This window comes from Arthrobacter sp. 10L424 (assembly GCF_056395325.1).
Genome location: NZ_JBFTJH010000005.1, coordinates 26,551 through 52,223, shown reverse-complemented (window position 1 = coordinate 52,223; position 25,673 = coordinate 26,551). Strand labels below are relative to the sequence as shown.

Genomic DNA, 25,673 nt, shown 5'->3' with positions numbered 1-25,673 from the left:
GACGACGGGAGGCCCCCGCCGTCGTGCGCCTGGTTACCGGACTGGTCGTGATGGCGGCAGTGCCCGTCGCTGACGCGCCTCACGGTGACCGCAGGTCATCGAGCAGCTGTTGCACGTGGTGCGGCTGCTCGATGTTCGCGAAGTGGCCGCAGCGGGGGATCGTCACCATCCGGACGTGCGGGACCACATCGGCCAGCCGGGCCAGATCGGAGGGAGGCGTGAACACGTCGCTGTCCCCGCGGGTCGCCAGCACCGGGCAGAGGATCCCGCGCCACGGAGCAAAATCGTAGTGCGCCGCGGCCTCGGCAGCAGCGCAGAAGCCTGCGGGCCGGGCATTGCGGCCAAGGCCGCGGATCACGCTTTTGGAAAGGGCTGCGGGGTTCGCGAAGAACGGGGACAACAGCAGTCCCATCGCAGGCGTGGCACGGACTGCGCGGACCAGCGCCGACCCTGCCGGGCCGAGGGCCGTCACGGAACGCATGAGCAGCAGCATGCCGGCGAACGCCGGGAATCCGGACAGGCCGCGCAGCGGCCGACGGGCTGCTTCGGCCACGCCGAAGGTCGTAGCAGAGATGGCGGCTACGCTGGCGGTCCGCTCCGGCGACGTCGCGGCAATGTGCAACGCCAGGAACCCTCCCATGGAGTGGCCCACCAGGTTCCACCGCAGGTAACCGAGCGAGTCCAGCACGCCGGTGACAACGCTGGCCATCGCCTCGATGCTGAAGTGTTCGAGCCGCGCGCCCTTCGTGGATTCGCCCCAGCCCGGCAGATCAATCAGCACCCGCGTCCGGGTCTGCGCGCCGGCAAGCAGCGGGACGAAGTCAGCCCAGGATCCCGCGGCGCCGTGAAGGTAGACGTCGGGTGTGCCGGATGCGGGAGGCAGGCCTCCGGTGCCCTGCTGGACACGCACTGTGCAGGGACCCAATTCCGTGGGCAGGACATACCGCTGCAGGGCGGGCGCCACGTTCGGGCCGGTGCCCGGCTGAAGTCTCATCGTCACCCTCCGTTCGTGGTTTCCACACCTGATTCGGAGCCGCCGGCGTTCCGGACCGGTGTATCGCTGACCGCCTGGTGCCTGCGTTGGTGATGAATCCTGAACCAGCGGCACCGGCGGGTCCAGGGCACCCTAGGGGCGGGTGCGCTTCAGCCTGAGTTGCGCAGCCGGCGTGTGTTTGCGGCTCAGTCCCCGGGCGGGAGCGGGAGCCACCGGCACCGGTCCGCCAGGTTCCGGGCCCGCCGCGACAGCGGCCCGCCCGTAGCGGGCGGCCAGCGGCGTGGCGCTGAAGCCATGGGCCACGACGCTGAGCAGGACGGTGGCCGATATGACGGCCACTGCCTCGTCGGACGCGGGCCCCAGGGTTTCCAGCGCCAGCAGCGCGAAGACGAGCGAAGCCAGGCCGCGCGGGCCGAACCACCCCACGAACAGGACGGTCTTCCGGTCGAGTCCTGCACCGATCGAGGCCAGTGCCACCGGCAGCATGCGCACCAGCGTGAGGCTGAGAATGGCGTATACGAGAGTCAGCGGGACGAAGTTCTCCACCATCGTCGGAACTGCGATGGCTCCGAACGCCAGCCACACGAGCAGGGACACCAGGCCGCCCATCTGCTCGACGAAGACCAGTTCCGCCGGCCCCCGCTGGCCGGCGCACGTGCCGAACGCCAGCCCGCCGCAGAACGCGGCGACGAACCCGTTGCCGCCAGCGGCGAGGGCGGCGGAGTAGGCGAGCAGGCTCAGGGCAAGGACCCCGATGCCGGCGAAGTCCTCACCGGCGGTCCCGCGCCGGCGGGCCGCCCGCAGCAGCCACCCGCCCAGGGCCCCGGCTCCCGCGCCGACGCCGGCACCGATGAGCAGCTCGACGGCGGCGCTGCCGGGACCGTGGGCGCTCTCCAGACCCGCCGCGGCGGCCGCGCCGGCAATCGCGACCATTACAACCGGGGTGGCGATGCCGTCGTTGAGGCCGCTCTCGACAGTGATCAGCTGACGGATCCGCGACGGCACCGCCGGATTCGTCACCACCGGGATCCCCAGCGCGGCGTCGGTGGGGGCCAGCGCCGCGCCGACGAGGAGGGCAAGCCACAACCCGAACGGAGGGAAGAACCATAGGGCCAGGGCCCACCCGAACACGATCGTCAGGGGCAGGCCCACCCCCAGCAGCCGCACATAGCGGCCCACATCCCGGCGCAGCTGCTGGAGGGGCAGGCGGGCGGCGTCGGAGAAGAGCACCCACACCAAGGTGACCTCGACCATCGGGGTGAGGCCAGCCGGTGGTGCGGCGCCGTCGACCAGCCCGGACAAGGCCAGTCCTGCGCCGAAAGCTGTAAACACAACGGGGGCAGTCAGGTCCGCCCGCTGTAGCCGCGCCGAAACCAGGGCCCAGGCGAACAGGGCCGCGGTGATGAGGACGATAGCCGTCAGCTCCATGACGGATCGGCGCCCGCTTCCGCGGTCTCCACTTCAAATGCGCCGGAACCGGCCATACTCAAATTTTAGGCGGGATGGGCCAGCCAGCGCCCCGGTCCAAAGTCCCCTTGAAGCCGGGAATGGCGGGGCGTGGCCGGGCGCGCGCCGGACTCGCCGGAAACCCGCGAGATCGTCGGAAGCTTACGGCGAAATGGCAGCTTTCCGGCGACCTCGGCGCTGGGTGGGTGCGGAGCTAGGGCAGACGTGACGGCCGCAGCAGGCTGGGCGTACCGGCGCGCGCGGGATCCAGCTCCACGGGGCTGACCAGCACGGCCGGACCCTGGTGCAGTGTGCCGTCGGAGAGCGGCTGGCAGCGCACCCCTCCCCGGCCACGCATGGCGGCGTGCGCGCCCAGTGCCAGCATCTGGTCCATCCAGGCGCACGGGTGGGCCGGCCGTCCGGCCTTGAACCGCACCAGTTCCCCGCGCGATTCCAGCGCAAAGTCCCCGCCAATGAGGGGAGCCAGCTGGGCACCCCTGATGACCACGTTGCGCCGGGCCAGCAGCGGATCAAACGGTGCGGAGCCCAGCTCGGCGGCCATCTCCTCGAGGGCCTCGACGGCGATCAGGGTGACGGCCGCGTCCATGTGCGCGGCCTTGCCGAAGAACCGGTCGCCGACGATGCCCTTTCCGGCCACCAGCTCCACCCGGTCCGCGTCCGTCGTGGGGACGTCGGCTGCACCCTCGCGGGCGCGGCCGAAGTAGGCGTGGGCGGGCGACACGAGGAGGTGGAGGATCTCGACGTCGTACCTGTAGTTTGCCGTCATGTCCCCAAACTATCCTCCAAACCGGGGGAACCACAGGCTAAAACGGGCGACGGCGGACGGGATACGCGGATGCTGTGGCGGAAACCGGTGAGCGGGAGCAAAATGCAAGGAGCGTGAGATTCTGACCAGGCCGAGAGACCCGAGCGAGGCCTCGCTCTTCAGGAACCCGCGCCACGACGCAGCCAGCAGATGGTTCCTAGCGATGAGGTGAAGGCCATGGATGAATCCAATGCCAACGAGAACGTGGTCAACAGGCTGGTCTCCTGCATCAACGACCGTCGTGTCGAGCTCATGGACGAGCTCTTTCACGACGACGCCGTCATGCACTGGCCGCAATCCGGGGAACTCGTGCGCGGCGCAGAGAACCGGCGGGGAATCTACAACGCCTTCCCGCAACTGCCCACCATCACGCCCCGCAAACTGGTCAGCAGCGGGGACCTGGTGGTCCTCGAGGCGTCACTGGACTACGGCGGCCCGGCGTATGAAACGGTCTTTATCTTCGAATTCCGGGACGGCAAGATCGCCACGGAAACGGCGTACTGGAGTGAGGCCTTCGAGGCGCCGGCCTGGCGCGCCCAGTGGGTTGAAAAGGCCTAGCGGGGAAACCGCGGAGCGGCCTGCTCCCGCGGCGAACGTCTTCTGACGGGCGGAGTGCGGATGCAATGATGGTCGCCATGAACATTGTCGAGTTTCTGGAAGCGCGCATCGCGGAAGAAGAAGCAGCGATCCGGGACGGCATGTTCGTCGTCGGCACGTCCGAACTCCCGGAAGACGGAAGCGACGGCAAGGGGTCACTCGGTGGGCGGATGCAGGAAGAGTGCGCAGAGAAGAGGGCCATCATCGCCAGCTGGAAGGAAGCTGCCGAAGGCGAGGGAATTGAAGATCCCGGGGATGCTGAAGGGACCGTTGCCATTGCCCGCCGGGCAATGCTGACGATTCTTGCCGGGTCCTATCGTGACCATCCGGACTACGACCCCGGCTGGTCGCCCGAGCTGCCCAACGATGTGTCGGCTGAGGTGCGTGCCGAACCCTGAGGCGGGGTGCCCGGGCGGGCACTTCTTGGGGCCCGGGCCTGGCGGGAGCCTGCCAAGCGGTCCTGCCGGGCGCTATTCGGCGGACGGCCGCTTGCGCTGCATTTTTGTTGCCGCCCGCTGTCCCTTTGCCGCGAGGCGGCGCTGGTTCGAGCCCCGGGTGGGTTTGGTCGCCCGCCGACGGGCGGCTTCGGGAGCGAGGCCCTCCGCCACAAGATTGGCAAGCTTGGCCAGGGCCAGCTCGCGATTGCGCAGCTGGGAGCGCCGTTCGGAGGCGGTCACGGTGATCACCCCGGCGACGAGGCGTCGTTCAAGGCGCGTGACCAGCCGCAGCCGTTGTCCATCCGAAAGTACTGCCGAGTCGGCGACATTCCAGGAGAGTTCAACGCGGCTGTCGGAGGTGTTGACGTGCTGGCCGCCGGGCCCCGACGAGCGCGAGAACCGCCAGCCGAGTTCCGACGCGGGAATCGTGAGCGCGGGCGACACCTCCAGATCCATGCCACTAGCGTTGCACGGTTTGGGTGGATCAAGGTCCCGGAGCGGCGAGCTGCCGCGCCGCAGCCGTCCGGCGTCGGCTGTCTGCCGGGTCTACCCCGCCTCGGCCGCGCGGGCCGCGGCGCCGACGGGCGCCAGCCGCAACCTGCCCACCCGCTCAGCCAGGATCCGCCGCGCCTCCCCGGGGAGGCCCTCGTCGCTGATGAGCTCGTCTGCCTCCTCCAGGCCGGCGATGGTGCTGATGCCGAAGGTGCCCCACTTCGTATGGTCGGCCAGGACCACTACCCGGCGGGCCGCGGCCACGAAGGCCCGGTCCGTCTCGGCTTCCAACACATTGGGCGTTGTGAAGCCGGCGTCGGCATCCACGCCGTGGACGCCCAGGAACAGCACGTCCAGGTGCAGCTGCTTGAGGGCCGACGTGGCCAGCGGACCCACCAGGGCATCCGAGGGCGTGCGCTCGCCGCCCGTCAGGATCACCGTGGACGGGGACGGGCTCTGGTGGAAGACGTCGGCCACGCGCACCGAGTTGGTAACCACGGTGATCCGGGGACCGGTGGACAGCAGCTGCGCCAGCGCCCACGTGGTGGTGCCAGCGCTGAGGCCCACCGCCATACCCTCGCGCACCTGGGCCGCGGCCTCATGCGCGATCGCCATCTTTTCTTCCTGCAGCTGAGTCGCCTTCAGCTCGAACCCCGGCTCGTGGGTACTGACCGCGCCGGGCAGCTTTGCCCCGCCGTGGATCTTCTCCACGGCGCCCGCAGCGTCCAGGGCGTCGATGTCCCGGCGGACGGTCATAAGGGATACGCCCAGCATCCGGGCGAGGTCCGCGACGCGGACAATCCGCTCGCGCTGGACCTCCGCGAGGATGGCGGAGTGGCGGGCTGCGGCGAGCATTCTGCGTCCTTCGTAGGGGTGCTGGCGGGGGATCCGGCGGGAGCTGGCGGCTTGGGCCACCGGGGCTTCCTCCAGCACAGCGTACCGCCAGCACCCACTAATCGCACACACTTTCTGCTTTGTTTTGTGCTCTATTGTTTGAAAATGTTTTCTCATGTACAACTGAAACCATGACGCGAACCACCATGACCCGCCTGGCCGACGGCCGGGAGATCCTCTACTTTGACGACGCCGGGTCCGCCGAGCGGCCCGCCGCCTCCCTCGTGGACCACCGCGAGCTGCCCGCCCGCCCGGAACCGGGCCAGCTGCGCTTCGATGCCCTCAGCGGCGAATGGGTGGCCGTCGCCGCTCACCGGCAGTCGCGCACGCACCTGCCGCCGGCGGACCAGTGCCCCATCTGCCCGACGACGCCGGCCAACCGGACCGAGATTCCGGCGCCGGACTATGACGTCGCCGTCTTTGAGAACCGCTTCCCCTCCCTGGGCCCGGCCACGCACGATGTCCCGCCGGCGCCGGGCTGGGGGACCGCCGCACCCGCCGTCGGCCGCTGCGAGGTGGTGGCCTTCACGCCGCAGCACACCGGGTCCTTCGCCGAGCTGGGCTGGCAGCGCACCCGCACGGTGATCGACGCCTGGGCCCACCGCACGGAGGCGCTCAGCGCGCTGCCCGGCATCCAGCAGGTCTTCCCGTTCGAAAACCGCGGTGCCGAAATCGGCGTCACCCTGCACCACCCGCACGGGCAGATCTACGCGTACCCCTACGTCACGCCCCGCGCCGCGGTCCTGGCCGCCGCGGCCGGCGAATACGCCGCCACGTCCGGCGGCGGGGAGACGCTTACGTCCTCCCTGCTGCGGGCCGAACGCAATGACGGCAGCCGCATGGTGCTAGAGGGCGAACACTTCAGCGCCTACGTTCCCTTCGCGGCGCGCTGGCCGCTCGAAGTCCATCTGGTCCCGCACCGCCAGGTACCGGATCTAGCCGCCCTGAACGGCGCAGAACGGGACGAGTTGGCCGGGCTGTACCCGGAACTCTTGAAGCGCTTCGACGCCCTGTACCCGACGCCGACCCCGTACATCGCGGCCTGGCACCAGGCCCCGCTGGAGCCTGCCCTGCGCCGGGACGGCCATCTACACCTGCAGCTGACCTCGCCCCGCCGCGCCGCGGACAAGCTCAAGTATCTGGCCGGCTCTGAAGCCGCGATGGGAGCCTTCATTAACGACACCACGCCGGAATCCGTCGCTGCCCGGCTGCGGGAGGTGGCCGGCGAGGCGCCAGCCGGCGCCGCCCCGCTCACCACTGTGACCCCGGAAGGCGCGCCCGCATGAACACCACCGCGCGTACCGAAGCCGGGACCGGTGCCCTGGCAGACCGGTTCGAGGCCGCGTTCGGCGCAGCCCCGCACGGCGTCTGGGCCGCCCCGGGCCGGGTGAACCTGATCGGCGAGCACACCGACTACAACGAGGGTTTCGTCCTGCCCTTCGCGATCGACAAGCGGGCCAGGACCGCCGTCCGGCTCCGCAGCGACAGCAGCATCCGGCTGCTGTCCACCTTTGGCGGCCAGGGGCTCGTCGAAGCCGACGCCGCCGCCCTGGCGCCGGGCACCGTCAAAGGCTGGGTCAAGTACCCGCTCGGAGTGGTGTGGGCCCTGCAGCAGCGTGGCATCGACGTCCCCGGGTTCGACCTCCTCCTGGATTCCGACGTCCCGCTCGGGGCGGGGTTGTCCTCCTCGCATGCGATCGAGTGCGCCGTCGTCACGGCCCTGAACGAGCTCACCGGCGCAGGGCTCACCGCGGTGGAAATGGTCATGCTCACCCACCATGCCGAAAACGCCTTTGTCGGTGCACCCACCGGCATCATGGACCAGTCGGCATCGCTGCGCGGCGCCAGCGGTCACGCGGTGTTCCTCGACTGCCGGGACCAGTCCGTGGAGCTCGTCCCGTTCCGGGCGCAGGACGCCGGGCTCGTCCTGCTGGTGGTCGACACGAAGGTGGCGCATTCCCACGCCGACGGCGGTTACGCCTCCCGCCGCGCGTCCTGCGAGCTTGGCGCCGAGGTCCTGGGCGTCAAAGCCCTGAGGGACGTCGCCGTCGCCGACCTCGAGGAGGCCGGCGGCCTGCTTGATCCGGTCACGTTCCGGCGGGTCCGGCACGTCGTCACCGAAAACGCCCGCGTGCTGCAGGCAGTGGACACCCTCCGGTCCCACGGCCCGGCCCGCATCGGCCACCTCCTCGATGCCAGCCACGCCTCCATGCGGGACGACTTCGAGATCTCCTGCCCGGAGCTCGACCTTGCCGTGGACACGGCCCGCGGCCACGGCGCCATCGGCGCCCGCATGACCGGCGGCGGCTTCGGCGGATCGGCCATCGCCTTGACTCCGGTTCGGGACGAGCGGCAGGTCCGCGACGCCGTCGTGCGCGCCTTCGCGGAAGCCGGATTCACAGCACCGGACATCTTCACTGTCACGCCGGCCGCCGGAGCAGAGCGACTGTCCTGACGTCGGCTGTTCCCCACCGGCACCCTCGCCTCGCAAGCTCGGCCAGGGAACCCTGCCGGCGTGGGCCCAACCGGCCCCCTCGCCTCGCAAGCTCGGCCAGGGAACCCTGCCGGCGTGGGCCCAACCGGCCCCCTCGCCTCGCAAGCTCGGCCAGGGTGCGGCTTAAGCGGGGCAGCCGCAGGACTGCCGGATCCGGAGTTCGGTGGGGAAGATGCGGTGCTCCGCCGGTTCGCCGCGGCGCGCGCCGAGGAGTGCGCCGACGGCGGCTTCCGCCATCACCCGGACCGGCTGCTCCACGGTCGTCAGGGCGGGCCAGCTGTATTCGGCCTCGGCAGAGCCGTCGAAGGAAGTCAGGGCGATATCGCCCGGCACGCTCAGTCCGGCTTCGTGGATGGCGCGCAGGATGCCGATCGCCTGCATGTCCGAGCTGGCGAAGATGGCCGTGGGCCGGTCCGCCGAGGCAAGCAGCCTGCGGCCCACGGTGTACCCGCCTTCCCGGCTGAACGGTCCGCGGACAATAGGCCCCTCCGGCAGCCCTGCCGCCGCAAGCGCCTGCAGCCAGCCCTCTTCACGGAGGTCGTAATCGTGGCCCGTGTTGGTGCCCATGGCGAGGGCGATGCTGGTGTGCCCGTGCCCGATCAGGTGATCCACCGCTATCCGCGCCCCGGCCGCCAGATCCACGCCCACGCTGTTGAATCCGGGTGACTTGCCGCCATGGTTCAGGAGCACTGCGGGAATCTCGGCCGACTCGAGGGCCGCGAGGTCGGGTTCAAACAGCACGCTGGCGAGCACCACCCCGTCCACCTGGCGCGAGGCGAGGTTCCGGATGTTCCGGCGCTCCTTGGAGAGGTTGCCGTCGGAGTTGGTCAGCAGCAGGGCGTAGCCGAGCTCGGCCGCGGCGTCCTCGACGGCATGGGCCAGCAGCGAAAAGAACGGGTTGGTGTTGTCCGGGATGACCAGGCCAATGGTCTCACTGGAGCCGAGCTTGAGCGCGCGGGCGGCCGCGTTGGGCCGGTAGCCCAGAATGCGGATGGCATCCTGGACCTTCGCCTCGGTGGCCGGGGCCACCTTCTTCGGGCCGCCGTTGACGACATAGCTGACGACGGCGGTGCTGACCCCGGCGTAGCGGGCGACGTCCTTGCGGGTCACTGGGCCGCGGGGGGTGTGTACTGCCGAAGTCGTCATGGAGTCCATGCTAGCCACAGGGCCAATCGCTCACGGGTGCCTCTCGAGATGGACATTTCAGACAGTGTCCCATTGCTATCTACTCGAGTCAATCGTTACTGGCGGGTACAAGAAAACTGCGGTGAATGCTAGAAATATCTCTTGCCAGCCAAAATCTACTCGTGTAGATTCTGTTCCAGCTGTTACCCACATCACACCACCAGGAAGAGTCAACGATGACTACCATCACCAAACTTCCGGATCCCGTGGCTGGCGGATCCAAACCTCCGCACCGCGGGAACACCCTCCGGGCCGGCCGGGGACGCCGCCTGGGCGACCTCCGGATCGCCCTGCTGTTCATCCTCCCGGCCATGGTCGGCTTCGTCGCCTTCTTCCTGGTTCCCACGATCCGCGGCGTCTACCTCAGCTTCACCGAATACAGCGTCTTGGGGGATCCCACCTGGATCGGCACCCGGAACTACACCGCGATCTTCGCGGACGAGCTGTTCTGGAACGCCATGGCCGTCACCCTCCAGTACGTCGGCCTGAACATCGGTTTTCAGACTGTCATCGCCCTCGGGCTGGCGCTGCTGATGCACCGGGTGGCGAAATCCACGCTCATCCGGGGCGCCCTGCTGCTGCCGTTCCTCGTCGCCAACGTGATCGTGGCGCTCCTGTGGTTCTGGATGCTCGACTACCAGATCGGGATCGTCAACGAGATCATCAACTGGTTCGGCCTGCCCCGCATCGCCTTCTTCGGCAGCGAACAGTGGGCCATCCCCACCATCGCCGGCGTCAACGTCTGGCGGCACATGGGCTACACGGCACTGCTGATCTTCGCCGGGCTGCAGTCCATCCCCAGCCACGTCTACGAGGTCGCGTCCCTCGACGGCGCATCCCCCACCCGGACCTTCTGGAGCATCACCATGCCGCTCCTGCGCCCCGTGCTGGTGCTGGTCCTCGTGGTCACGGTGATCGGGTCCTTCCAGGTGTTCGACACCGTGGCCGTCACCACCGGCGGCGGACCCATCAACGCCTCCCGCGTCATCCAGATGTACATCTACCAGAAGGCCTTCGGTGAATCCGATTTCGGCTACGCCTCGGCCCTGTCCGTCATTCTCTTCGTCATTCTCGCCCTCGTGGCCTTCATCCAGATGAAGTTCCTCAAGGGCAACGAATCGGATCTGGACTAAGGAACCCCAGCCATGACAACCTCCGCCCTTTCCCGCAAAACGTCCGCCAAAACCGCACACCGGAAGCCCGGGAAGCCGTTCAACTGGCGCCGCGCCGGCGCCTGGACACTTGTCGTCGTCGCCGTCGTCGTGACCATCGCGCCGTTCCTCTGGATGCTCCGCACCGCGCTCTCCAGCAACGCCTCCCTCGCCTCCAACGCCAGCAACCTACTGCCGGCCGACTTCAGCCTCGGTGCCTTCAAGCGGGTCCTCGGCCTGCAGACCCCCGAGGAGGCCATCGCCGAGGGCGGCTCAGGCGCCGCCATCAATTTCTGGCTGTACCTGCGGAACTCCATCATCTTCGCCACGGTCACCACCGCCGGGCAAGTTTTCTTCAGCGCGATGGCCGCCTACGCCTTCTCCCGGCTCCGCTGGCCCGGACGGAACGTGGTCTTCGGCCTGTTCCTCGCCACCATGATGGTCCCGCCGATCTTCACCGCCCTGCCCAACTTCCTCATGATCAAGAACCTGGGGCTGCTCAACACGTTTGCCGGTCTGGCCCTGCCCTTCCTGTTCATGACCCCCTTCGCCATCTTCTTCCTGCGCCAGTTCTTCCTCTCCATGTCCCGCGAAGTGGAGGAAGCCGCCATGCTCGACGGCGCCAAACACGTCAGGATCTTCTTTCAGATCGTGCTGCCCAATGCCGCCGCCCCGCTGGCCACCCTGGCCCTGCTGACGTTCATCGGCCAATGGAACGAATACTTCTGGCCGCTGCTGGTGGGCCAGGACGAAAGCGTCCGGGTCCTCACCGTGGGCCTGGGTGTCTTCAAATCGCAGTCCCCGCAGGGCGCCCCCGACTGGTCCGGCCTGATGGCCGCCACCCTGATCGCCGCACTGCCCGTCCTCCTGCTCTTCATCGCCTTCGGCAAGCGGGTGGTCAACTCCATCGGCTTCTCCGGCATCAAGTAACCCGAACGCACCCGCGCTTACATGTCCACACCGCACATCCCTGAAAGGTCCACCATGAAGAAGACCCTCGGCGCCGTCGCTGCCGCCGCAGCCATCGCCCTCTCCCTGTCCGCCTGCGGAGGTTCCGCCCCCTCCGCCGAAGCCAAGGGTGAAATCAACTACTGGCTCTGGGACGCGAACCAGCTCCCCGCCTACCAGCAGTGCGCCGACGATTTCACCAAGGCCAACCCGGACATCAAGGTCAAGATCACCCAGCGCGGCTGGGACGACTACTGGACCACGCTGACCAACGGCTTCGTGGCCGGCACGGCCCCGGACGTCTTCACCAACCACCTCTCCAAGTACCCCGAGTACGCGGCGAAGAAGCAGCTGCTCTCCCTGGACGACGCCGTCGCCAAGGACGGCATCAAGCTGGAAAGCTACACCAAGGGCCTCCCCGAACTGTGGGTCGGCCAGGACGGCAAGCGCTACGGCCTGCCCAAGGACTGGGACACCGTGGGCCTCTTCTACAACAAGGCCATGGCCGACTCCGCGGGTCTCACGGCGGACCAGATGGCCAACCTGGACTGGAACCCGCAGGACGGCGGCAGCTACGAGAAGGCGATCGCGCACCTCACCGTGGACAAGAACGGCGTGCGCGGCGACGAGGCCGGCTTCGACAAGAACAACGTCGCGGTCTACGGCCTCGGCCTCGCGGGCGGCGGCTCCGGCCAGGGCCAGACCGAGTGGAGCTTCCTGACCGCCACCACGGGCTGGACCCACACGGACAAGAACCCGTGGGGCACCGAGTTCAACTACGACGATCCCCGCTTCCAGGAAACGATTGCCTGGTGGGCCGGCCTGATCGACAAGGGCTACATGCCCAGGCTGGAAACCACCGTGGGCGCCAGCCTCGCCGACAACTTCGGCGCCGGCAAGGCCGCCATCAACACCACCGGCGACTGGCTGATCGGGCAGTACCAGAGCTACAAGGGCGTGGAAACCGCGTTCGCGCCCACCCCCAAGGGCCCCGAGGGCAAGCGCGCCAGCATGTTCAACGGCCTGGCCGACTCGGTTTGGGCCGGCACCAAGAACCCGGCCGCCGCGGTCAAGTGGGTCGAATACCTCGGCTCCGCCGCCTGCCAGGACGTCGTCGCCAAGAAGGCCGTCGTCTTCCCGGCCATCACCAGCTCCTCCGAGATCGCCGCCAAGGCCTTCGCGGACAAGGGCACGGACGTTTCCGCCTTCACCACCCACGTCAAGGACGGCACCACGTTCCTCTTCCCCATCGCGGACAAGGCGGCCAAGGTGGACGGCATCATGAAGCCGGCCATGGACGCGGTCCTCGCGGGCAAGAAGCCGGCCAGCTCACTCACCGAAGCCAACAACCAGGTCAACGCCCTCTTCAAGTAGGGCCCCACCGCCCCGGATGCCGCCGCTACCTCCTCGCGGCGGCGGTATCCGGTATTCCCTTTGATGCACACTGCCTGACCCGCGTTTCCGCATCCCCGGACGCGCCCCGAACCACCGAAAGAGACCTGCCATGGATCCCCTGTACCTCCGCTCCGCCAGCACCAGCCTGGTGATCAGCTTCGACAGCGGAGAGGCCGAGGTCATCCACTGGGGTGCCGATCTGGGCGCCGCCCTTCCCGATCTGGCCATCCTCGGAGCGCCCGTCCCGCATTCCGCCGTCGACGCCGCCGTCCCCGCCGGGCTCCTCCCGCAGGCCTCCTCCAGCTGGCGCGGCCGCCCGGCCCTGCGCGGCCACCGGATCGCCGACGGCGTCCCCGGCTACGACTTCTCCGTCCGGCTCCGCGTGGCGGAGGTGACGGCCGGCGCCGTCGGGAACGCCGCGGTGATTGTCCAGGACGACGCCGACGCCGGGATCCGCGTGTCGTCCGCGTTGGCCCTGCACGACGGCGCCCTGCTGGAACTGCGGCACACCGTCACCAACACCGGGACCTCGCCGTACCAGCTCGACGAACTGGCCACGGTGCTCCCGGTGGCGCCGGACGCCGTCGAACTCCTGGACCTGACCGGCCGCTGGTGCCGGGAACGCCACCCGCAGCGCCGAGCCATCGAGCAGGGCACCTGGGTGCGCACCGGCCGGCACGGCCGCACTGGCCACGACTCCTCGCTCCTCTTCGCCGCCGGAACCGCCGGCTTCGGCAACCGCCACGGCAAGGTCTGGGCCACCCACCTGGCCTGGAGCGGCAACCACGAACAGTTCGCGGACAGCACCGCGGACGGCAGGACCATGATCGGCGGCTCCGAACTGCTGGGCCCGGCCGAGGTGATCCTGGCCCCCGGCGGCAGCTACACGACGCCCGCCCTGTTCGCCGCCTACTCGGACCGCGGCCTGGACGGCATCAGCGAATCCTTCTACGCCTGGTTCCGGAACCGGCCGCACCACGTGCTGCCCGCCGCGGACGCCGCCGGACACCGCGCCGGCGCCGGGAAGCCCCGCCCGGTGGTGCTGAACACCTGGGAGGCCGTGTATTTCGACCACAATCTCACCACCCTGATCGAACTCGCGGACTCCGCCGCGGAGCTCGGCGTCGAGCGGTTCGTGCTCGACGACGGCTGGTTCCGCGGCCGCCGCGACGACCACGCCGGCCTCGGCGACTGGTACGTGGACGAGGCCCTCTGGCCGTCCGGCCTCACCCCGCTGATCGACGCCGTCACGTCCCGCGGGATGGAATTCGGGCTGTGGGTGGAGCCGGAGATGGTCAACCTGGACTCCGACGTCGTCCGGGCGCACCCGGAGTGGATCGCAGGGCCCTCGGTGCAGAGCTTCAAGGACGGCGGACGGCTGCCGCTGGAATGGCGCCACCAGCACATCATTGACCTCGTCAACCCGGACGCCTGGCAGTACATCTACGACCGCGTGGATGCGCTCCTGCGCGAGAACAACATCAGCTACCTCAAGTGGGACCAGAACCGGGACCTGCTGGAGCACGGCCACGCCGGCCGCGCCTCGGTGCACGAACAGACCCTCGCCGCCTACCGGCTCTTCGACGCGCTCAAAGCCGCGCACCCCGGCGTGGAGATTGAAAGCTGCTCCTCCGGCGGCGCCCGGGTGGACCTGGGCATCCTGGAGCGGACGGACCGGATCTGGGCCTCCGACTGCAACGACGCCCTGGAACGGCAGAGCATCCAGCGCTGGACCGGGCTGGTGGTCCCGCCGGAGCTGGTGGGCGGGCACGTCGGCCCCACCACCTCGCACACCACCGCCCGCACGCACGACCTGTCCTTCCGCGCCATCACCGCCCTGTTCGGGCACTTCGGGATGGAATGGGACGTCCGGCAGGTCGACGGCGTGCAGCGCGAGGAGCTCAAGCGGTTCATCGGCATCTACAAGGAGCACCGCGGCCTGATCCACTCGGGCCGGATGGTCCGCGCCGACCTGGCAGATGACTCCCTGATGCTGCACGGCGTCGTGGCAGGCCCGGCCGCTTCCGCCGGCGGTCCCGCGGGCGACTCCGCGGTGAAGGGCACGACGGCGGCGCTGTTCACCCTGGTCAGCACCGGCACCTCACCCGCAGAGCAGCCCGGCCGGATTGCCATCCCTGGCCTGGCCGCCGACGCGGATTACCGGGTGGAAGCGGTATTCCCGGTTCCGGGCGACGCCGACTACGCCCGCACGTTCACGCAGGTCCAGCCCCCGGCCTGGCTCGAGTCAGGGGCCACGGCGAGCGGCCGCTTCCTGGCCGAGGTGGGTCTGCCGATGCCCGTCCTCAACCCGGAGCACGCATTGCTGCTCAAGGTCACCACCGCCTAGCCCCACCATCGGCTGCTCCAAAACTGCCCTTTTGAGCCCCCCCAAAACGGCCGTTGTGGAGCAGCCGATGCCCTAAGGCTGCAGCGGCAGGTACAGCACCGTGTAGATTCCCAGGCCGGCGAGGACCACCACGCTGCCCGCGATGGCCGCCGTCCCCTTGATATTTGCCCTCATCACCGCTCCTCCGATGCCGCTGGCATGGTGGTGGTAGCGGCGTCGCTGCGTCAGGGCTATGCCGAGGGCGACCAGCAGTGAGCCCGCCACCAGCGTGCCCGCGAACCAGCCGTGGTGCGGCATCCAGCGCAGGAAAATACAGGCCGCCGTGATCAGCGTGAAAGAGGTCCGCCGCCAGGCCAGGTCCGTACGCTCAGGCTGGAGCCCGGGGTCGTTGTGCACCGCCGCCGGCCTGGCTTTCGCCACGGCTACGCCCGCCCGATCACGAAAACGATCAGTACGGCCGCGACGATCGCCCCTCCGATTGCCAGGACCGGGGCGAGCAGGGGAGCCGGCAGCGGAGCCTGGAGCCGCATGGCACGCTCCACGTTGAGCCAGCGGAAGAACGAGCCGCCACCGGTCACCAGCCCCAGCAGGAGCAACAGCACGGCGACGGTCTTCCGCAGTTGCGGGTCAAACAGCTCCGAGGTGAAGGCCTCGACGGCGATGCCGCCGGCCACAAGCGCCAGTGAGGTCCGAATCCAGGCCAGGAATGTGCGCTCGTTGGCAAGGGTGAACCGGGGGTCCGGGTCGGTCCCGCCACCCAGGGACCGGGCCAGGAATCCGCGGCGGTTCCCGTCCGACCCCGAATCCTCCCCGACCGACCCCGCCGCGGTGCCGTTGGCGGCCGGGGTCAGGCCGTCCGGTGCCCCGCCTGGCTCCACGCGATCGGGGGCCGCGTGGCCGGAGTGTGACGTGTCGGGTGTCTCGTCGTGTGCAGTCATGGTGCTCTCAGGATGCCACCCCGCGGAATGATTCGGCATCGCAATGGTCCCTGCCACGCCTGGCGCCAGCCACGGTTCGCGGCGAAAACCGCGCCGCTGGTCCGGGATTTAGATCCCCGGAATGCGCAGCACATCCACGGCAGCCAGCAGGTAGGGCGCCGGGTCGGGGTCCGTGCCCGCAGCCCACTGCATCCAGGCCTCGAAAGTCGCGGCCAGATACGCCGCACACAGGTAGCCTGCGGAGTCCTCGGGAACCCCGTGGTACAGAAGGTACTGCCGCGCCCGGTCGCGCTGGGGTGCCAAGGAACCGTAGCTCCGGCTGGCCAGTTCGGGATGATGCGCGATCAGGCGCAGGCGCCCCCGCGACACCGCAAGGTCGGGAATTACCGCCACTCCGGCGATCGCGGCGGCCCGCAATCCTGCCATGACGTCGCCGTCGGCCGAACGCCGGACCCGCGTCTCCTCCAGGACCAGCCCGGAGGCCCGGACAACAGGTTCCATGCCGCCCCAGATGAGGTCGGCTTTGCTGGAGAAATACCGGTACAGGCTCTTGCGCCCAATCCCCGCCTCGCGCGCGATGTCCTCCATCGAGGTCTGTTCGTAGCCGTTCTCGGCGAAGAGCCGGAGCGCGAGGCCGGCGATGGCATCCGGGTCGATGGTCGCCGGACGCCCGGACGAACGCGTGCTGGTTGGTCTGGAGTCTTGCGCGGGCATTCCACCAGTATTCACCCTTTCATTATGACACAGGGTGTCATAAGGTAGAAAGCGACAGTATTTCGAAACGTTCGGAAGGGCATCATGGGCAACGACGCATCATGGCAGGAAACCACCACCGCGGGCCGTTTCGCCGGCAAAACGGTCATCGTTACGGGCGCCGGTTCGGGCATCGGCCTGGCCACGGCCCTGCGCGTAGCCAAGGAGGGCGGCAAGGTGATCGCGGCGGACATCAGCTCCGAGCGGCTGGACGCACTGGTCGCCGGAAACGGCGGCCTGGACCTGGTCCCCGTGGCCGGTGACATTTCCACCGAAGAAGCCGTCGCCGCCGTCGTTGCCGCCGCTGGCGTGCGGGTCGACGCGCTGGCGAATGTCGCGGGCATCATGGACCACTTCGCCCCGATCCACGAAGTTGACGACGACACCTGGGACCGGGTCTTCCGGATCAACGTCACCGCCCTGATGCGCCTGACCCGTGCCGTGGTGCCGCTCATGCTCGAGGCGGGCTCCGGTTCGGTGGTCAACGTCGCCTCCGAGGCGGGGCTGCGCGGTTCCGCTGCCGGGGCCGCGTACACCGCGTCCAAGCACGCCGTCGTCGGCCTGACCCGGAACTCCTCGGTGATGTACGGGCCGAAGGGTCTGCGTTTCAATGCCGTGGCACCGGGCGCCACCATCACGAACATCGAGGCTACCTGGGGTTCCCAGCTGGCGGCCGAACGGCTCGGCCCGCTGATGGGTGCGAACATCCCCGCCCCCGCCACGGCGGCGCAGCTCGCCGCCTCCATCACCTTCCTGCTCAGCGACGACGGCACCAACGTCAACGGGGCAATCCTCGCCTCCGATGGCGGCTGGTCGGCGGTCTAACGGCATCCAAGAACGACCGGAGCGGACGACGGCGGGAACTCCCCGCCGTCGTCCGCTCCCGTCTTCCGGCGCACCCGACCGGGTGCTGGCCGGCTGGCCGGCTTGAGTGCGGTCTGCCGGACGGCTGCGGCCTCCGTGACATTGAACGTCCGGGTGGCTGTGCCGCTAATGCCACTACGCGGGTCTGGATGTGCCAGCGGATTGCATGGTTCAGCTGAACCGCCGTTCCTTTCATGCATCTAATTGCCCTTTCCATGACGTTCTTGAAGAAGCTTTCCGGCCGGAGCAATGCGCACCACTCTCTGCGGAAGTGAGCAGATCTGCTTTTCTATATTTGGGTAGTTCTTCTGTCTTTTCCTGGCAGAGAAGGAACTGTTATGGAATCCGCGATATGGCCCCCAAGTGTCAGCGGCACTGCACTCAGAATCCCGTTTCCCCCTGTACGAGCGGCCTCCGGCGGCTCTGCTTTGGCTGGCGTGCGCTGGCTCTGGGCGTTTCCAGCCGAGCGGCGTACGGTTCCAATAGCAGGGCAAAAGTGCTGAAACTCAACGAATATGGGCACCCTTTTTGCTGACCGAGTACACCGCTGAAGAGCGAGTCGTGGTTCCCGAGTAGGTCGCCACGGAGACCCAAGTAGAGGCATGCGGGTCGCGCATCGAGTGGAACAAACAACCAAGTACCAGCCACTCGTGACACAACTTTGGGTGAACTTTAGGCTCTAGGCAAGGCCACAGTCAGTGGCAAGTGGGGTTGGGGTTGCTGATATTTCGACGGATGTCTTGAATTCGTCCACTAGGTTCTCATTCGCAGATGGCCAGACCATCGAGGTCCGGAAATTTCATAAGGTGGTGAGGCTTTTGTCTATTCCAAATATGGTCCCTAATTCGCCGGCCGAGCAAATCGCCGCCTCGCCCAGGGCTTCGGTGAGTGTGGTTATTCCGACTCTTAACGAAGAAATGAATTTGCCCTGGGTTCTGCGGCGCATGCCTTCATACGTGGATGAAGTGGTCATTGTGGACGGTCGCTCCCATGACCACACCATTGACGTCGCCCGCGCACTGCGGGTCGACGTCGTTGTGGTGGCGGAACCCCGCAAAGGTAAGGGCATCGCCGTCCGTGCCGGCTTCGCAGCGGCGTCGGGAGACATCATCGTGATGCTCGACGCGGACGGGAGCATGGATCCGCAGGAAATCGGCTGGTTCGTTTCTCCACTCCAGCATGACTACGACTTCGTCAAAGGCTCGCGCTACGTAACCGGGGGCGGGTCGGAGGACCTCACCTGGCTGCGGAACACCGGGAACCGGGTCCTGACCGGGTTGGCGAACACGGTTCTGAGAAGCAACTACTCGGACCTTTGCTACGGCTACATTGCGCTTCGCCGGGAATGCCTGGAGGTCCTCGAGCTGGAGTCGGACGGCTTTGAGATCGAGACGGAGCTGATTGTCAGGGCCGCCCGCGCAGGCCTCCGCATCGCGGAAGTGCCGAGCTTCGAACTTGACCGCATCTCCGGCGTTTCGAACTTGCAGACTTTCCGCGACGGATGGCGGGTCCTCCGCACCCTGGCACGGGAATGCACCTCGTGGGAGGCGCCGACCGCGGGGGCAAGGCCCGAAGCCCTCCGGCGGGTCAAGTACACCTACCCGAACGTCCGGTTTGCCCGCACACCCACGGATCCGCACAGCGTGCTCACCGTGGCGGAAGGAGCCTAAGGTGCTCGACTTCAATTTCCGGCCCACAGCTTCCGTTGTTATCTGTTCCTACACGGAGCAGCGCTGGGAACTACTGATGGACGTCATTGACTCAGTCCACGCCCAGACGCTTCAACCGAAGCAGGTAATCGTAGTGGTGGACCACAACGAGGACCTGTACAAGCGGCTGGTGGCTGCCGTTCAGGACGTCACCCTCGTGGAGAGCACCGGGCTCCAGGGGCTTTCCGGGGCGCGGAACACAGGCGTAGGCCTGGCAACTTCGGAGATCGTGGCGTTCTTGGACGACGACGCAGTGGCAGCCCCGGACTGGCTCGAAAAGCTGACGGCGCTCTACGACGACTCCGACGTCCTGGCGGTTGGCGGGAAGGTCGAGCCGGCTTGGGAAGGCGGCCGGCCCGGCCACTTCGGCCATGAACTGGATTGGATCGTCGGCTGCAGCCACCGCGGCATGCCCAAGGTGGCCTCCGAAGTTCGCAATGTCATCGGCGCCAACATGTCCTTCCGGCTCCAGGTGCTCCAGCAGGTTGGCGGCTTTGATCTCTCTCTTGGACGCCAAGGCACGAAACCGATGGGATGCGAAGAGACCGAAATCTGCATCCGGGCGGCTGTTGGCTCCCCGGGCTCCCGCATTGTGTACGAACCGGCAGCGCTAGTGCATCACCATGTGCCGGTCCAGCGGGGGACGTTCCGGTACATGCTGGAGCGTTCCTGGTCGGAGGGTTTGTCCAAAGCCCAGGTCAGCCACATCGTGGGACACAAGCGGGCATTGGGCCCCGAGCGGCGCTACGTGCGCAGCGTCCTGCCCCGAGCGGTCTTTTCCGCACTAGCGGCCTGGGGCCGGGGCGCCGACCCCGACGGTTTGCGCCGGGCGGGCGCCTGCGTGTCCGTCCTGGCGACCACGGCCGCAGGGTATCTCTACGGACGCCGGATCGCCCACGGCTCCGGATCGCTGCTGTCCCGCTCAACTCCTGTCCCCGTTAGCGTCCCTCCCTGGAGGGAAGCCACCTGATTGGTGCCGGAATCGGTTTGTGACGGCAACCGCGGGGGCTTAGGGTGCCGGAGTTGTCACGGGTCGATCCGGCGCACCTCGATCGGCCATAGTCTCGCTTCGCCGAGCTTGCCGGCAATTTCTACCGCGCGGTCCAGGTCAACACAATCCACGATGTAATAGCCGGCCACGATCTCTTTCGTCTCGATGAATGGGCCGTCGGTCACGGTGAGCGCGGTGCCGTTGTTTCGGACGAACGTTGCCTCTTCAGCGAGCTCATGAGCTGCCAGGAACTCACCCGTTGCCCTGAGTTCCTGCTGCAATGCCGTGTGAGCCCGCATGATCGCCTCGATCTCGGAAGCGGAGAGTGCGTTCCATTTGTCGACGTTGATTGGGATCAGCAATAGGTGTTTCATTTTTCCCCGTTTGCGGTTGGCGGCGTGGTTTTGTTCCGGTTGGCTTCGGGTGAGGATGCAGGGCTCGTCTCGGCCAGGCGTTTTGAGAGGTAGCGCTGCTCGACCTCCGTTGGGGCGAGGTCCCGGGCCCGCTGATACTCGCAACTGGCCTCAGTTTTCCTCCCCAGACGTCGCAGCAGGTCAGCTTTCGCGGCCGGCAGGAGGTAGTACCCCTCGAGTGTCCGTGTCCGTTCCAGCTCTTCGATGAGGGCAAGGCCAGCTTCCGGTCCTTGGGACATCGCGACAGCGACGGCCCGGTTTAGCTCCACCACCGGTGACGGCGCAATCTGGGCAAGCGCCCCGTACAGGACTGCCACCCGGGCGAAGTCGGTGCTGCCGGAATCAACGGCGGTCATGTGGCACGCCGCAATGGCGGCCTGGATACGGTAGCTTCCGGGCCGGGATCTCAGTGAAATGCCCAGGCGATCGGCGGTCGCGAGCAGCGTCACGGCTTCAACAGTCGCAGCTTGATCCCATGCCCGGCGGTCCTGGTCCTCAAGCGGCACCAGGTCCCCGGCGGCGTCCGTCCGGGTCCGGCGCCGGCCGTGGTGAAACAGCATGAGGGCCAGCAGAGCCAGAGCCTCGGGTTCCTGCGGGGAGCCGTTGAGCAAGCCAACCAGCAACCGGGTGAGGCGGATCGCTTCCCTGGCCAGAGGCTCGCGGATCAATGTGCCGCCACCGGTGGCCGAATATCCTTCGTTGAACATCAGATACAGCACGGCAAGGATTCCGGCGGTGCGTTCAGATATCAACTCTGGCGGCGGCACGCGGTATGGGATCCCGGCATCGCGTATCTTCGCCCGGGCCCGGACGAGCCGCTTGGACATGGTTGCTTCAGGGACGAGAAACGCGCGGGCGATCTCGCCGGTCGTCAGCCCCGCGACAGTGCGCAAGGTCAGCGCCACCCGGGCGGCCAGAGGCAGGGCAGGGTGGCAACAGGTGTGAATTAGCCGGAGCCGGTCATCCTCGGCAGCCGTTGCTGTGCCTGTCTCGTCGTCCAGTTTTTCGAGCTCGGTGAGGATCGCGAGTTCACGCACGGCCCTCTTTTCGGTGGCCGCGCTCCGAAAGCGGTCGATCGCCCTGTTCTTGGCCACCGTTGTCAGCCAGGCCCCGGGATTCCTGGGAACGCCGTGCTCAGGCCAATCGATGAGGGCCTTGGCGAACGCATCCTGGACACTGTCCTCGGCCAGGCTCCAGTCGCCCGTCACGCGGATGAGGGTTGCCGTGATTCGTGCTGCCTCAGCGGCGGACGCGGCTTCGACGGCGGCCCGCACGCCTGTCAGTTCCGTCACCCCGGCCGCCGGGCCTACGACTGCTCGCCGAGCGGCCACACGGGCCTGATCTCGATCTTGCCGAACCGGGCCATGGGGTGTTTGGACGCCACCTCGATAGCCTCATCGAGATCGGCGCAGGCGATGATGTCATAGCCGGCGATCCATTCCTTTGTCTCGGCGAACGGCCCATCCGAAACCATCACCTCGCCGCCGCGTACCGCGACCGTGGTTGCGTCCTCGACAGGTCGCAGCCTGTCGCCATGCCGGATAACGCCGCGGGCTTCCATTTCAGCACCCCATTCGACAATGTTGTCCTCGGCGGCCACATATGCGGGCGCTGTCGGATCGGTGCAGATGAAAAGCATGTACTCCACGATGACTCCTTCTTCTTGGCTGATACACCACCACGACGAACGGGATGACACGAAAAGGACACCTGACGGGAAGATATTTCCGGGCCATCCTGACTGCGTTCAGCGCCCGCGGCCCAGCGAACCATCAGGGGGCGGAAGCCGGGACTAATCCACCACGAGATTCTGATGTCCGTCGATCAGCTCCCGGACGATGTCGAGGTGGCCCGCGTGGACGGAAGTCTCAGCGAGCACCCGAAACAGGACCTCACGCCCATCGGACATCGGCGGTGCGTCGAACACGCTGGCCGGGGGCCACCACCGGGGAGGGGCATCCAAATCGATCTCCGCCAGGACCTCGTCACTTCGAGCGATTTCGCGCTTGTAGATGTCCATCGCGTCGGCACCGGTCATCGGCTTCGACGCCCAGCCGTTGTGAAGTTCGGCGATCGCCCTGTCATCCCCACCGAGAACAGCCGATATCCAGAACATCTCGTCGTCGAAGGCCAGATGGTTGAGCAGCTGCGTCATCGTCCAGCCGGACGGGACCAAAGCTCGTCCCATATCATCGTCGTCGAGGCCGTCGACTGCTCGGAGAACATGTTCCCGCCCCCTCGCCAGCTGGGCGAGCAATTGGGCGTCGCTCCGGGGTCCCGCCATGCCCCCACCGGCCATCGGGGTTATGGCGGTGCTGTCCTTGACCCGGTCGATGGTGGCGCCCCAGCCCTCCTGACAGCCTCCGAGTATCAGCTTTTGCACCTCTTCGACGTCAAGGGACTCCGAGAACTCGGCTGTAAGGATAAGCGCCGTTTTCGAGCCTGTGCCGTTGAACTGCACCGTGACCACAGGGGCTGTCAGTTCGTTCTCGCCGTCGAGTTCGGGCCAGCCTCCAAGTGCTCCCCAGCGGAAGATGAGGCATTCGTCGGGAACGATCTCCAGGTAGATTCCCCCGGTGGGGTAGCTTAGGCCGTCATTGACGATCATCATCTGTTTCCAGGTACCCCCAACGCGGAGGTCGACCTCTATGGGCGTGGCAGGCGTCGGCATTGCAGGGTTGTAGAACCAAGCAAGGTGCGCAGGATCAGTCCAAGCTGTGAACACCGAATGCCGCGATGCAGCGAGGATCCGGGTAAGGGTGAAGCTTCGATCCTGGGACGGGGGGTCGGTCGTCATCTTTCCTCCGGTTCTGTGAGCCATCGGGGCGATCAGGCGCTAAGGCGGGCAGGGCATCAGGCGGTCCAACCGCTTGCCCCAGGAGCCGCGGTTCGCGCCCGAGCCTAATTACGCACCCAGGCAAACACAAGGCTGGTCGTTGCAGTCCGGGGTCACGAGGGCCCAAATCAGATTGCCATTCCCGGGCAGAGGAACCGGAAATTCGCTGCGGGAAGACGGTTCACGGCAAGATGTGACCATGGAGAACACGGACCAGCAGCCTTGGGTGAAGAACTATCAGCCGGGCGTCCCGGCCCGGATTGAACTGCCCACCGAGTCGCTTGTGGACATGCTGGAGCGTTCCGTGGCCCAGGCCGGCACGGCCCCCGCACTGGAGTTTTTCGGCCGCCGCACCAGCTATGCCGAACTCGGCGAACAGGTCGAACGGGGGGCCGAGGGCCTGCGCCGACTGGGAGTCCGCGCCGGCGACCGGGTAGCGCTGATCCTGCCGAACTGCCCGCAGCACGTCGTCGCCTTCTACGCGGTACTGCGCCTCCGCGCCGTCGTCGTCGAACACAACCCGCTGTACACGTCCCGGGAACTCCGCCACCAGTTCGAGGACCATCAGGCCCGCGTTGTCATCGCCTGGGACAAGGCTGCGTCGGCCGTACGGGACTTCCCGTCCGACGTCGAGATCGACCACGTTGTCTCGGTCAACCTCCTCGAGGCGTTCCCCGCCGTCAAGCGCCTTGCCCTGCGCCTGCCGGTCAAGAAGCTGCGGGCGTCCCGCGAAGCGCTGACCGGTCCCGCCCCGGGAACGATCGCGTGGAAGGCTCTCCTGGGGCATGGCCGGATCGACCCGGAACACCCCCGCCCCTCGGTGGATGACCTCGCCGCGATCCAGTACACCTCGGGAACCACCGGCCGTCCCAAGGGCGCCATGCTCACCCACTTCAACCTGTACTCCAACGCCCTGCAGGGCGAGGCCTGGATGCAGGGCGCCGAGTACCGCAAGGAAATCTTCTACGCGATCCTGCCGATGTTCCATGCCTTCGGCATGACGCTCTACCTCACCTACGGGGTCCGCAAGCAGGGCCTTCTGGTGCTCTTCCCCAAGTTCGATCCGGACCTCGTGCTGGACGCCATGAAGAAATCGCCCGCCACGGTGTACTGCGCGGTCCCGCCGATCTACGAACGCACCGCCATGGCCGCCAAGGAAAAAGGCATCTCGCTCCGGTCCTGCAAGTACTGCATCTCCGGCGCCATGAACCTGCCGGACCATGTGGTGGAACTGTGGGAGTCGGTCTCCGGCGGGTTGCTCGTGGAGGGCTACGGCATGACCGAGTCCTCGCCGGTCGCACTGGGAAACCCCTTCCACCCCACCCGCCGCAACGGCACCATCGGGGTGCCGTTCCCGTCGACCCTCATGAAGGTCGTCGACGTCGACGATCCCGCTGTGGAGGTCCCGCCGGGCCAGCCGGGTGAGCTGCTGCTGAAAGGCCCGCAGGTATTCCAGGGCTACTGGAACAACCCGGAGGAAACTGCCAAGACCCTGACCGCCGACGGCTGGCTGCGGACCGGCGATGTGGTGACCGTGGACGGTGACGGATTCACCACCATCGTGGACCGGGCCAAGGAACTCATCATCACGGGCGGCTTCAACGTCTCGCCCACGGAGGTGGAGACGGTGCTCCGGCTGCACAAGGACGTCAAGGACGCGGCCGTCGTCGGAAAGCCACTCGAACGGGGCGGCGAGATGGTGGTCGCCGCCGTCGAACCCGAACCCGGCAGCACGCTGGATGAGGACGCCCTCCGCGAGCACTGCCGCGAGCACCTGGCCGGCTATAAGGTCCCCAAACGGATCGTCGCCATCCCTGACATGCCCCGCTCGATGCTCGGCAAAATCCTCCGCAAACAGGTCCGCGAGCAGGTCCTGCCGACGCTCTGACCCTCCTGAAAGCCAGGACTCGGCGACGGCGTCATCCGGCCCCGCGGGGGCACTCCCTTGGCTGCATGGAGTTTG

At 67.5% G+C, this 25,673-nt stretch carries 25 protein-coding genes; 12 read left to right on the top strand and 13 right to left on the bottom strand.

The features are described 5' to 3' along the window. Positions 1-79: 79 nt before the first annotated feature. The 3 genes from AC1DC5_RS11145 to AC1DC5_RS11135 all read right to left on the bottom strand — a co-directional run bounded on the left by AC1DC5_RS11145 (position 80) and on the right by AC1DC5_RS11135 (position 3,227). Positions 80-994, bottom strand: coding sequence for an alpha/beta fold hydrolase (locus AC1DC5_RS11145; protein WP_441405944.1), 915 nt, complete (start codon positions 992-994; stop codon positions 80-82). A 132-nt stretch (positions 995-1,126) separates the two neighbouring features. Next, positions 1,127-2,422, bottom strand: a complete 1,296-nt coding sequence (locus AC1DC5_RS11140; protein ID WP_476865163.1) for a cation:proton antiporter domain-containing protein — start codon at positions 2,420-2,422, stop codon at positions 1,127-1,129. 232 nt (positions 2,423-2,654) lie between these two features. Further along, positions 2,655-3,227, bottom strand: a complete 573-nt coding sequence (locus AC1DC5_RS11135; protein ID WP_476865162.1) for an MOSC domain-containing protein — start codon at positions 3,225-3,227, stop codon at positions 2,655-2,657. Between the two features lie 216 nt (positions 3,228-3,443). Between AC1DC5_RS11135 and AC1DC5_RS11130 the strand changes: the two genes are divergently transcribed. Further along, positions 3,444-3,824 (top strand): nuclear transport factor 2 family protein, encoded by a 381-nt coding sequence (locus AC1DC5_RS11130; RefSeq protein ID WP_476865161.1) that lies wholly within the window; start codon positions 3,444-3,446, stop codon positions 3,822-3,824. A gap of 77 nt (positions 3,825-3,901) precedes the next feature. Next, positions 3,902-4,261, top strand: a complete 360-nt coding sequence (locus AC1DC5_RS11125) for a DUF6221 family protein (protein WP_476865160.1) — start codon at positions 3,902-3,904, stop codon at positions 4,259-4,261. A gap of 72 nt (positions 4,262-4,333) precedes the next feature. On the opposite strand, the gene arfB is transcribed toward AC1DC5_RS11125, so the two are convergent. Together arfB and AC1DC5_RS11115 are read right to left on the bottom strand one after the other, a co-directional pair. After that, a complete protein-coding gene (gene arfB / locus AC1DC5_RS11120; protein ID WP_441405949.1) occupies positions 4,334-4,756 on the bottom strand; it encodes an alternative ribosome rescue aminoacyl-tRNA hydrolase ArfB in 423 nt (140 codons plus the stop codon). A 90-nt stretch (positions 4,757-4,846) separates the two neighbouring features. Next, positions 4,847-5,647 carry a DeoR/GlpR family DNA-binding transcription regulator gene (locus AC1DC5_RS11115; protein ID WP_476865159.1) on the bottom strand — a complete coding sequence of 267 codons (801 nt, stop codon included), beginning with the start codon at positions 5,645-5,647 and terminating at the stop codon, positions 4,847-4,849. A gap of 170 nt (positions 5,648-5,817) precedes the next feature. Between AC1DC5_RS11115 and galT the strand changes: the two genes are divergently transcribed. After that, positions 5,818-6,972 (top strand): galactose-1-phosphate uridylyltransferase, encoded by a 1,155-nt coding sequence (gene galT, locus AC1DC5_RS11110; RefSeq protein ID WP_476865158.1) that lies wholly within the window; start codon positions 5,818-5,820, stop codon positions 6,970-6,972. Further along, positions 6,969-8,141 (top strand): galactokinase, encoded by a 1,173-nt coding sequence (gene galK, locus AC1DC5_RS11105; protein WP_476865157.1) that lies wholly within the window; start codon positions 6,969-6,971, stop codon positions 8,139-8,141. The genes galT and galK overlap by 4 nt, the downstream gene beginning before the upstream one ends. 162 nt (positions 8,142-8,303) lie before the next feature. Here the strand turns inward: galK and AC1DC5_RS11100 are convergent, their stop codons facing one another. Next, positions 8,304-9,335: a LacI family DNA-binding transcriptional regulator gene (locus tag AC1DC5_RS11100; protein ID WP_476865291.1), complete on the bottom strand. Its 1,032-nt coding sequence runs from the start codon at positions 9,333-9,335 to the stop codon at positions 8,304-8,306. A 206-nt stretch (positions 9,336-9,541) separates the two neighbouring features. On the opposite strand from AC1DC5_RS11100, the gene AC1DC5_RS11095 reads away from it, so the two are divergent. The 4 genes from AC1DC5_RS11095 to AC1DC5_RS11080 all read left to right on the top strand — a co-directional run bounded on the left by AC1DC5_RS11095 (position 9,542) and on the right by AC1DC5_RS11080 (position 15,206). Then, positions 9,542-10,498: a carbohydrate ABC transporter permease gene (locus AC1DC5_RS11095; RefSeq protein WP_441405952.1), complete on the top strand. Its 957-nt coding sequence runs from the start codon at positions 9,542-9,544 to the stop codon at positions 10,496-10,498. Positions 10,499-10,510: 12 nt separating this feature from the next. Beyond that, positions 10,511-11,446: a carbohydrate ABC transporter permease gene (locus AC1DC5_RS11090; RefSeq protein WP_476865156.1), complete on the top strand. Its 936-nt coding sequence runs from the start codon at positions 10,511-10,513 to the stop codon at positions 11,444-11,446. 54 nt (positions 11,447-11,500) lie between these two features. Beyond that, positions 11,501-12,838 (top strand): ABC transporter substrate-binding protein, encoded by a 1,338-nt coding sequence (locus tag AC1DC5_RS11085; protein WP_476865155.1) that lies wholly within the window; start codon positions 11,501-11,503, stop codon positions 12,836-12,838. A 130-nt stretch (positions 12,839-12,968) separates the two neighbouring features. Next, positions 12,969-15,206, top strand: a complete 2,238-nt coding sequence (locus AC1DC5_RS11080) for an alpha-galactosidase (RefSeq protein ID WP_476865154.1) — start codon at positions 12,969-12,971, stop codon at positions 15,204-15,206. 72 nt (positions 15,207-15,278) lie between these two features. On the opposite strand, the gene AC1DC5_RS11075 is transcribed toward AC1DC5_RS11080, so the two are convergent. The 3 genes from AC1DC5_RS11075 to AC1DC5_RS11065 all read right to left on the bottom strand — a co-directional run bounded on the left by AC1DC5_RS11075 (position 15,279) and on the right by AC1DC5_RS11065 (position 16,858). Then, a complete protein-coding gene (locus AC1DC5_RS11075; protein ID WP_476865153.1) occupies positions 15,279-15,626 on the bottom strand; it encodes a DUF202 domain-containing protein in 348 nt (115 codons plus the stop codon). Between the two features lie 2 nt (positions 15,627-15,628). After that, the gene (locus AC1DC5_RS11070) at positions 15,629-15,979 is read right to left on the bottom strand and encodes a YidH family protein (protein ID WP_476865290.1); all 351 of its coding nucleotides are present in this window, start codon (positions 15,977-15,979) and stop codon (positions 15,629-15,631) included. Between the two features lie 273 nt (positions 15,980-16,252). Further along, entirely contained in the window at positions 16,253-16,858 is a 606-nt protein-coding gene (locus AC1DC5_RS11065; protein WP_476865152.1) for a TetR/AcrR family transcriptional regulator, read from the bottom strand. Between the two features lie 84 nt (positions 16,859-16,942). On the opposite strand from AC1DC5_RS11065, the gene AC1DC5_RS11060 reads away from it, so the two are divergent. From AC1DC5_RS11060 to AC1DC5_RS11050, 3 genes are all read left to right on the top strand, one after another. Then, on the top strand, positions 16,943-17,722 hold the full coding sequence (locus tag AC1DC5_RS11060) for an SDR family NAD(P)-dependent oxidoreductase (RefSeq protein ID WP_476865151.1): 780 nt from the start codon (positions 16,943-16,945) through the stop codon (positions 17,720-17,722). An 872-nt stretch (positions 17,723-18,594) separates the two neighbouring features. After that, entirely contained in the window at positions 18,595-19,431 is an 837-nt protein-coding gene (locus AC1DC5_RS11055; protein WP_441405960.1) for a glycosyltransferase family 2 protein, read from the top strand. Position 19,432: 1 nt separating this feature from the next. Further along, the gene (locus AC1DC5_RS11050) at positions 19,433-20,440 is read left to right on the top strand and encodes a glycosyltransferase family 2 protein (protein WP_441405961.1); all 1,008 of its coding nucleotides are present in this window, start codon (positions 19,433-19,435) and stop codon (positions 20,438-20,440) included. Between the two features lie 56 nt (positions 20,441-20,496). Here the strand turns inward: AC1DC5_RS11050 and AC1DC5_RS11045 are convergent, their stop codons facing one another. The 4 genes from AC1DC5_RS11045 to AC1DC5_RS11030 form a co-directional block, all read right to left on the bottom strand. Further along, complete coding sequence (locus AC1DC5_RS11045) at positions 20,497-20,823, bottom strand: YciI family protein (RefSeq protein WP_476865150.1); 327 nt, start codon at positions 20,821-20,823, stop codon at positions 20,497-20,499. A gap of 8 nt (positions 20,824-20,831) precedes the next feature. Next, the gene (locus AC1DC5_RS11040) at positions 20,832-22,148 is read right to left on the bottom strand and encodes an RNA polymerase sigma factor (protein ID WP_476865149.1); all 1,317 of its coding nucleotides are present in this window, start codon (positions 22,146-22,148) and stop codon (positions 20,832-20,834) included. A 32-nt stretch (positions 22,149-22,180) separates the two neighbouring features. Further along, the gene (locus tag AC1DC5_RS11035; protein ID WP_476865289.1) at positions 22,181-22,513 is read right to left on the bottom strand and encodes a YciI family protein; all 333 of its coding nucleotides are present in this window, start codon (positions 22,511-22,513) and stop codon (positions 22,181-22,183) included. A gap of 153 nt (positions 22,514-22,666) precedes the next feature. Continuing rightward, positions 22,667-23,671 carry a mycothiol transferase gene (locus AC1DC5_RS11030; protein WP_476865148.1) on the bottom strand — a complete coding sequence of 335 codons (1,005 nt, stop codon included), beginning with the start codon at positions 23,669-23,671 and terminating at the stop codon, positions 22,667-22,669. A 238-nt stretch (positions 23,672-23,909) separates the two neighbouring features. Between AC1DC5_RS11030 and AC1DC5_RS11025 the strand changes: the two genes are divergently transcribed. After that, entirely contained in the window at positions 23,910-25,598 is a 1,689-nt protein-coding gene (locus tag AC1DC5_RS11025; RefSeq protein WP_476865147.1) for a long-chain-fatty-acid--CoA ligase, read from the top strand. Positions 25,599-25,673 lie beyond the last annotated feature (75 nt).

What these genes read in the sequence shown, in the direction of transcription:
- AC1DC5_RS11145 (WP_441405944.1), bottom strand. Translation starts at nt 994, where the DNA reads ATGAGACTTCAGCCGGGCACCGGCCCGAACGTGGCGCCCGCCCTGCAG.
- AC1DC5_RS11090 (WP_476865156.1), top strand. Translation starts at nt 10,511, where the DNA reads ATGACAACCTCCGCCCTTTCCCGCAAAACGTCCGCCAAAACCGCACAC.
- AC1DC5_RS11055 (WP_441405960.1), top strand. Translation starts at nt 18,595, where the DNA reads ATGGTCCCTAATTCGCCGGCCGAGCAAATCGCCGCCTCGCCCAGGGCT.
- AC1DC5_RS11140 (WP_476865163.1), bottom strand. Translation starts at nt 2,422, where the DNA reads ATGGAGCTGACGGCTATCGTCCTCATCACCGCGGCCCTGTTCGCCTGG.
- galT (WP_476865158.1), top strand. Translation starts at nt 5,818, where the DNA reads ATGACGCGAACCACCATGACCCGCCTGGCCGACGGCCGGGAGATCCTC.
- AC1DC5_RS11095 (WP_441405952.1), top strand. Translation starts at nt 9,542, where the DNA reads ATGACTACCATCACCAAACTTCCGGATCCCGTGGCTGGCGGATCCAAA.
- AC1DC5_RS11065 (WP_476865152.1), bottom strand. Translation starts at nt 16,858, where the DNA reads ATGCCCGCGCAAGACTCCAGACCAACCAGCACGCGTTCGTCCGGGCGT.
- arfB (WP_441405949.1), bottom strand. Translation starts at nt 4,756, where the DNA reads ATGGATCTGGAGGTGTCGCCCGCGCTCACGATTCCCGCGTCGGAACTC.
- AC1DC5_RS11060 (WP_476865151.1), top strand. Translation starts at nt 16,943, where the DNA reads ATGGGCAACGACGCATCATGGCAGGAAACCACCACCGCGGGCCGTTTC.
- AC1DC5_RS11035 (WP_476865289.1), bottom strand. Translation starts at nt 22,513, where the DNA reads ATGCTTTTCATCTGCACCGATCCGACAGCGCCCGCATATGTGGCCGCC.
- AC1DC5_RS11135 (WP_476865162.1), bottom strand. Translation starts at nt 3,227, where the DNA reads ATGACGGCAAACTACAGGTACGACGTCGAGATCCTCCACCTCCTCGTG.
- AC1DC5_RS11115 (WP_476865159.1), bottom strand. Translation starts at nt 5,647, where the DNA reads ATGCTCGCCGCAGCCCGCCACTCCGCCATCCTCGCGGAGGTCCAGCGC.
- AC1DC5_RS11030 (WP_476865148.1), bottom strand. Translation starts at nt 23,671, where the DNA reads ATGACGACCGACCCCCCGTCCCAGGATCGAAGCTTCACCCTTACCCGG.
- galK (WP_476865157.1), top strand. Translation starts at nt 6,969, where the DNA reads ATGAACACCACCGCGCGTACCGAAGCCGGGACCGGTGCCCTGGCAGAC.
- AC1DC5_RS11130 (WP_476865161.1), top strand. Translation starts at nt 3,444, where the DNA reads ATGGATGAATCCAATGCCAACGAGAACGTGGTCAACAGGCTGGTCTCC.
- AC1DC5_RS11080 (WP_476865154.1), top strand. Translation starts at nt 12,969, where the DNA reads ATGGATCCCCTGTACCTCCGCTCCGCCAGCACCAGCCTGGTGATCAGC.
- AC1DC5_RS11100 (WP_476865291.1), bottom strand. Translation starts at nt 9,335, where the DNA reads ATGGACTCCATGACGACTTCGGCAGTACACACCCCCCGCGGCCCAGTG.
- AC1DC5_RS11125 (WP_476865160.1), top strand. Translation starts at nt 3,902, where the DNA reads ATGAACATTGTCGAGTTTCTGGAAGCGCGCATCGCGGAAGAAGAAGCA.
- AC1DC5_RS11085 (WP_476865155.1), top strand. Translation starts at nt 11,501, where the DNA reads ATGAAGAAGACCCTCGGCGCCGTCGCTGCCGCCGCAGCCATCGCCCTC.
- AC1DC5_RS11025 (WP_476865147.1), top strand. Translation starts at nt 23,910, where the DNA reads ATGGAGAACACGGACCAGCAGCCTTGGGTGAAGAACTATCAGCCGGGC.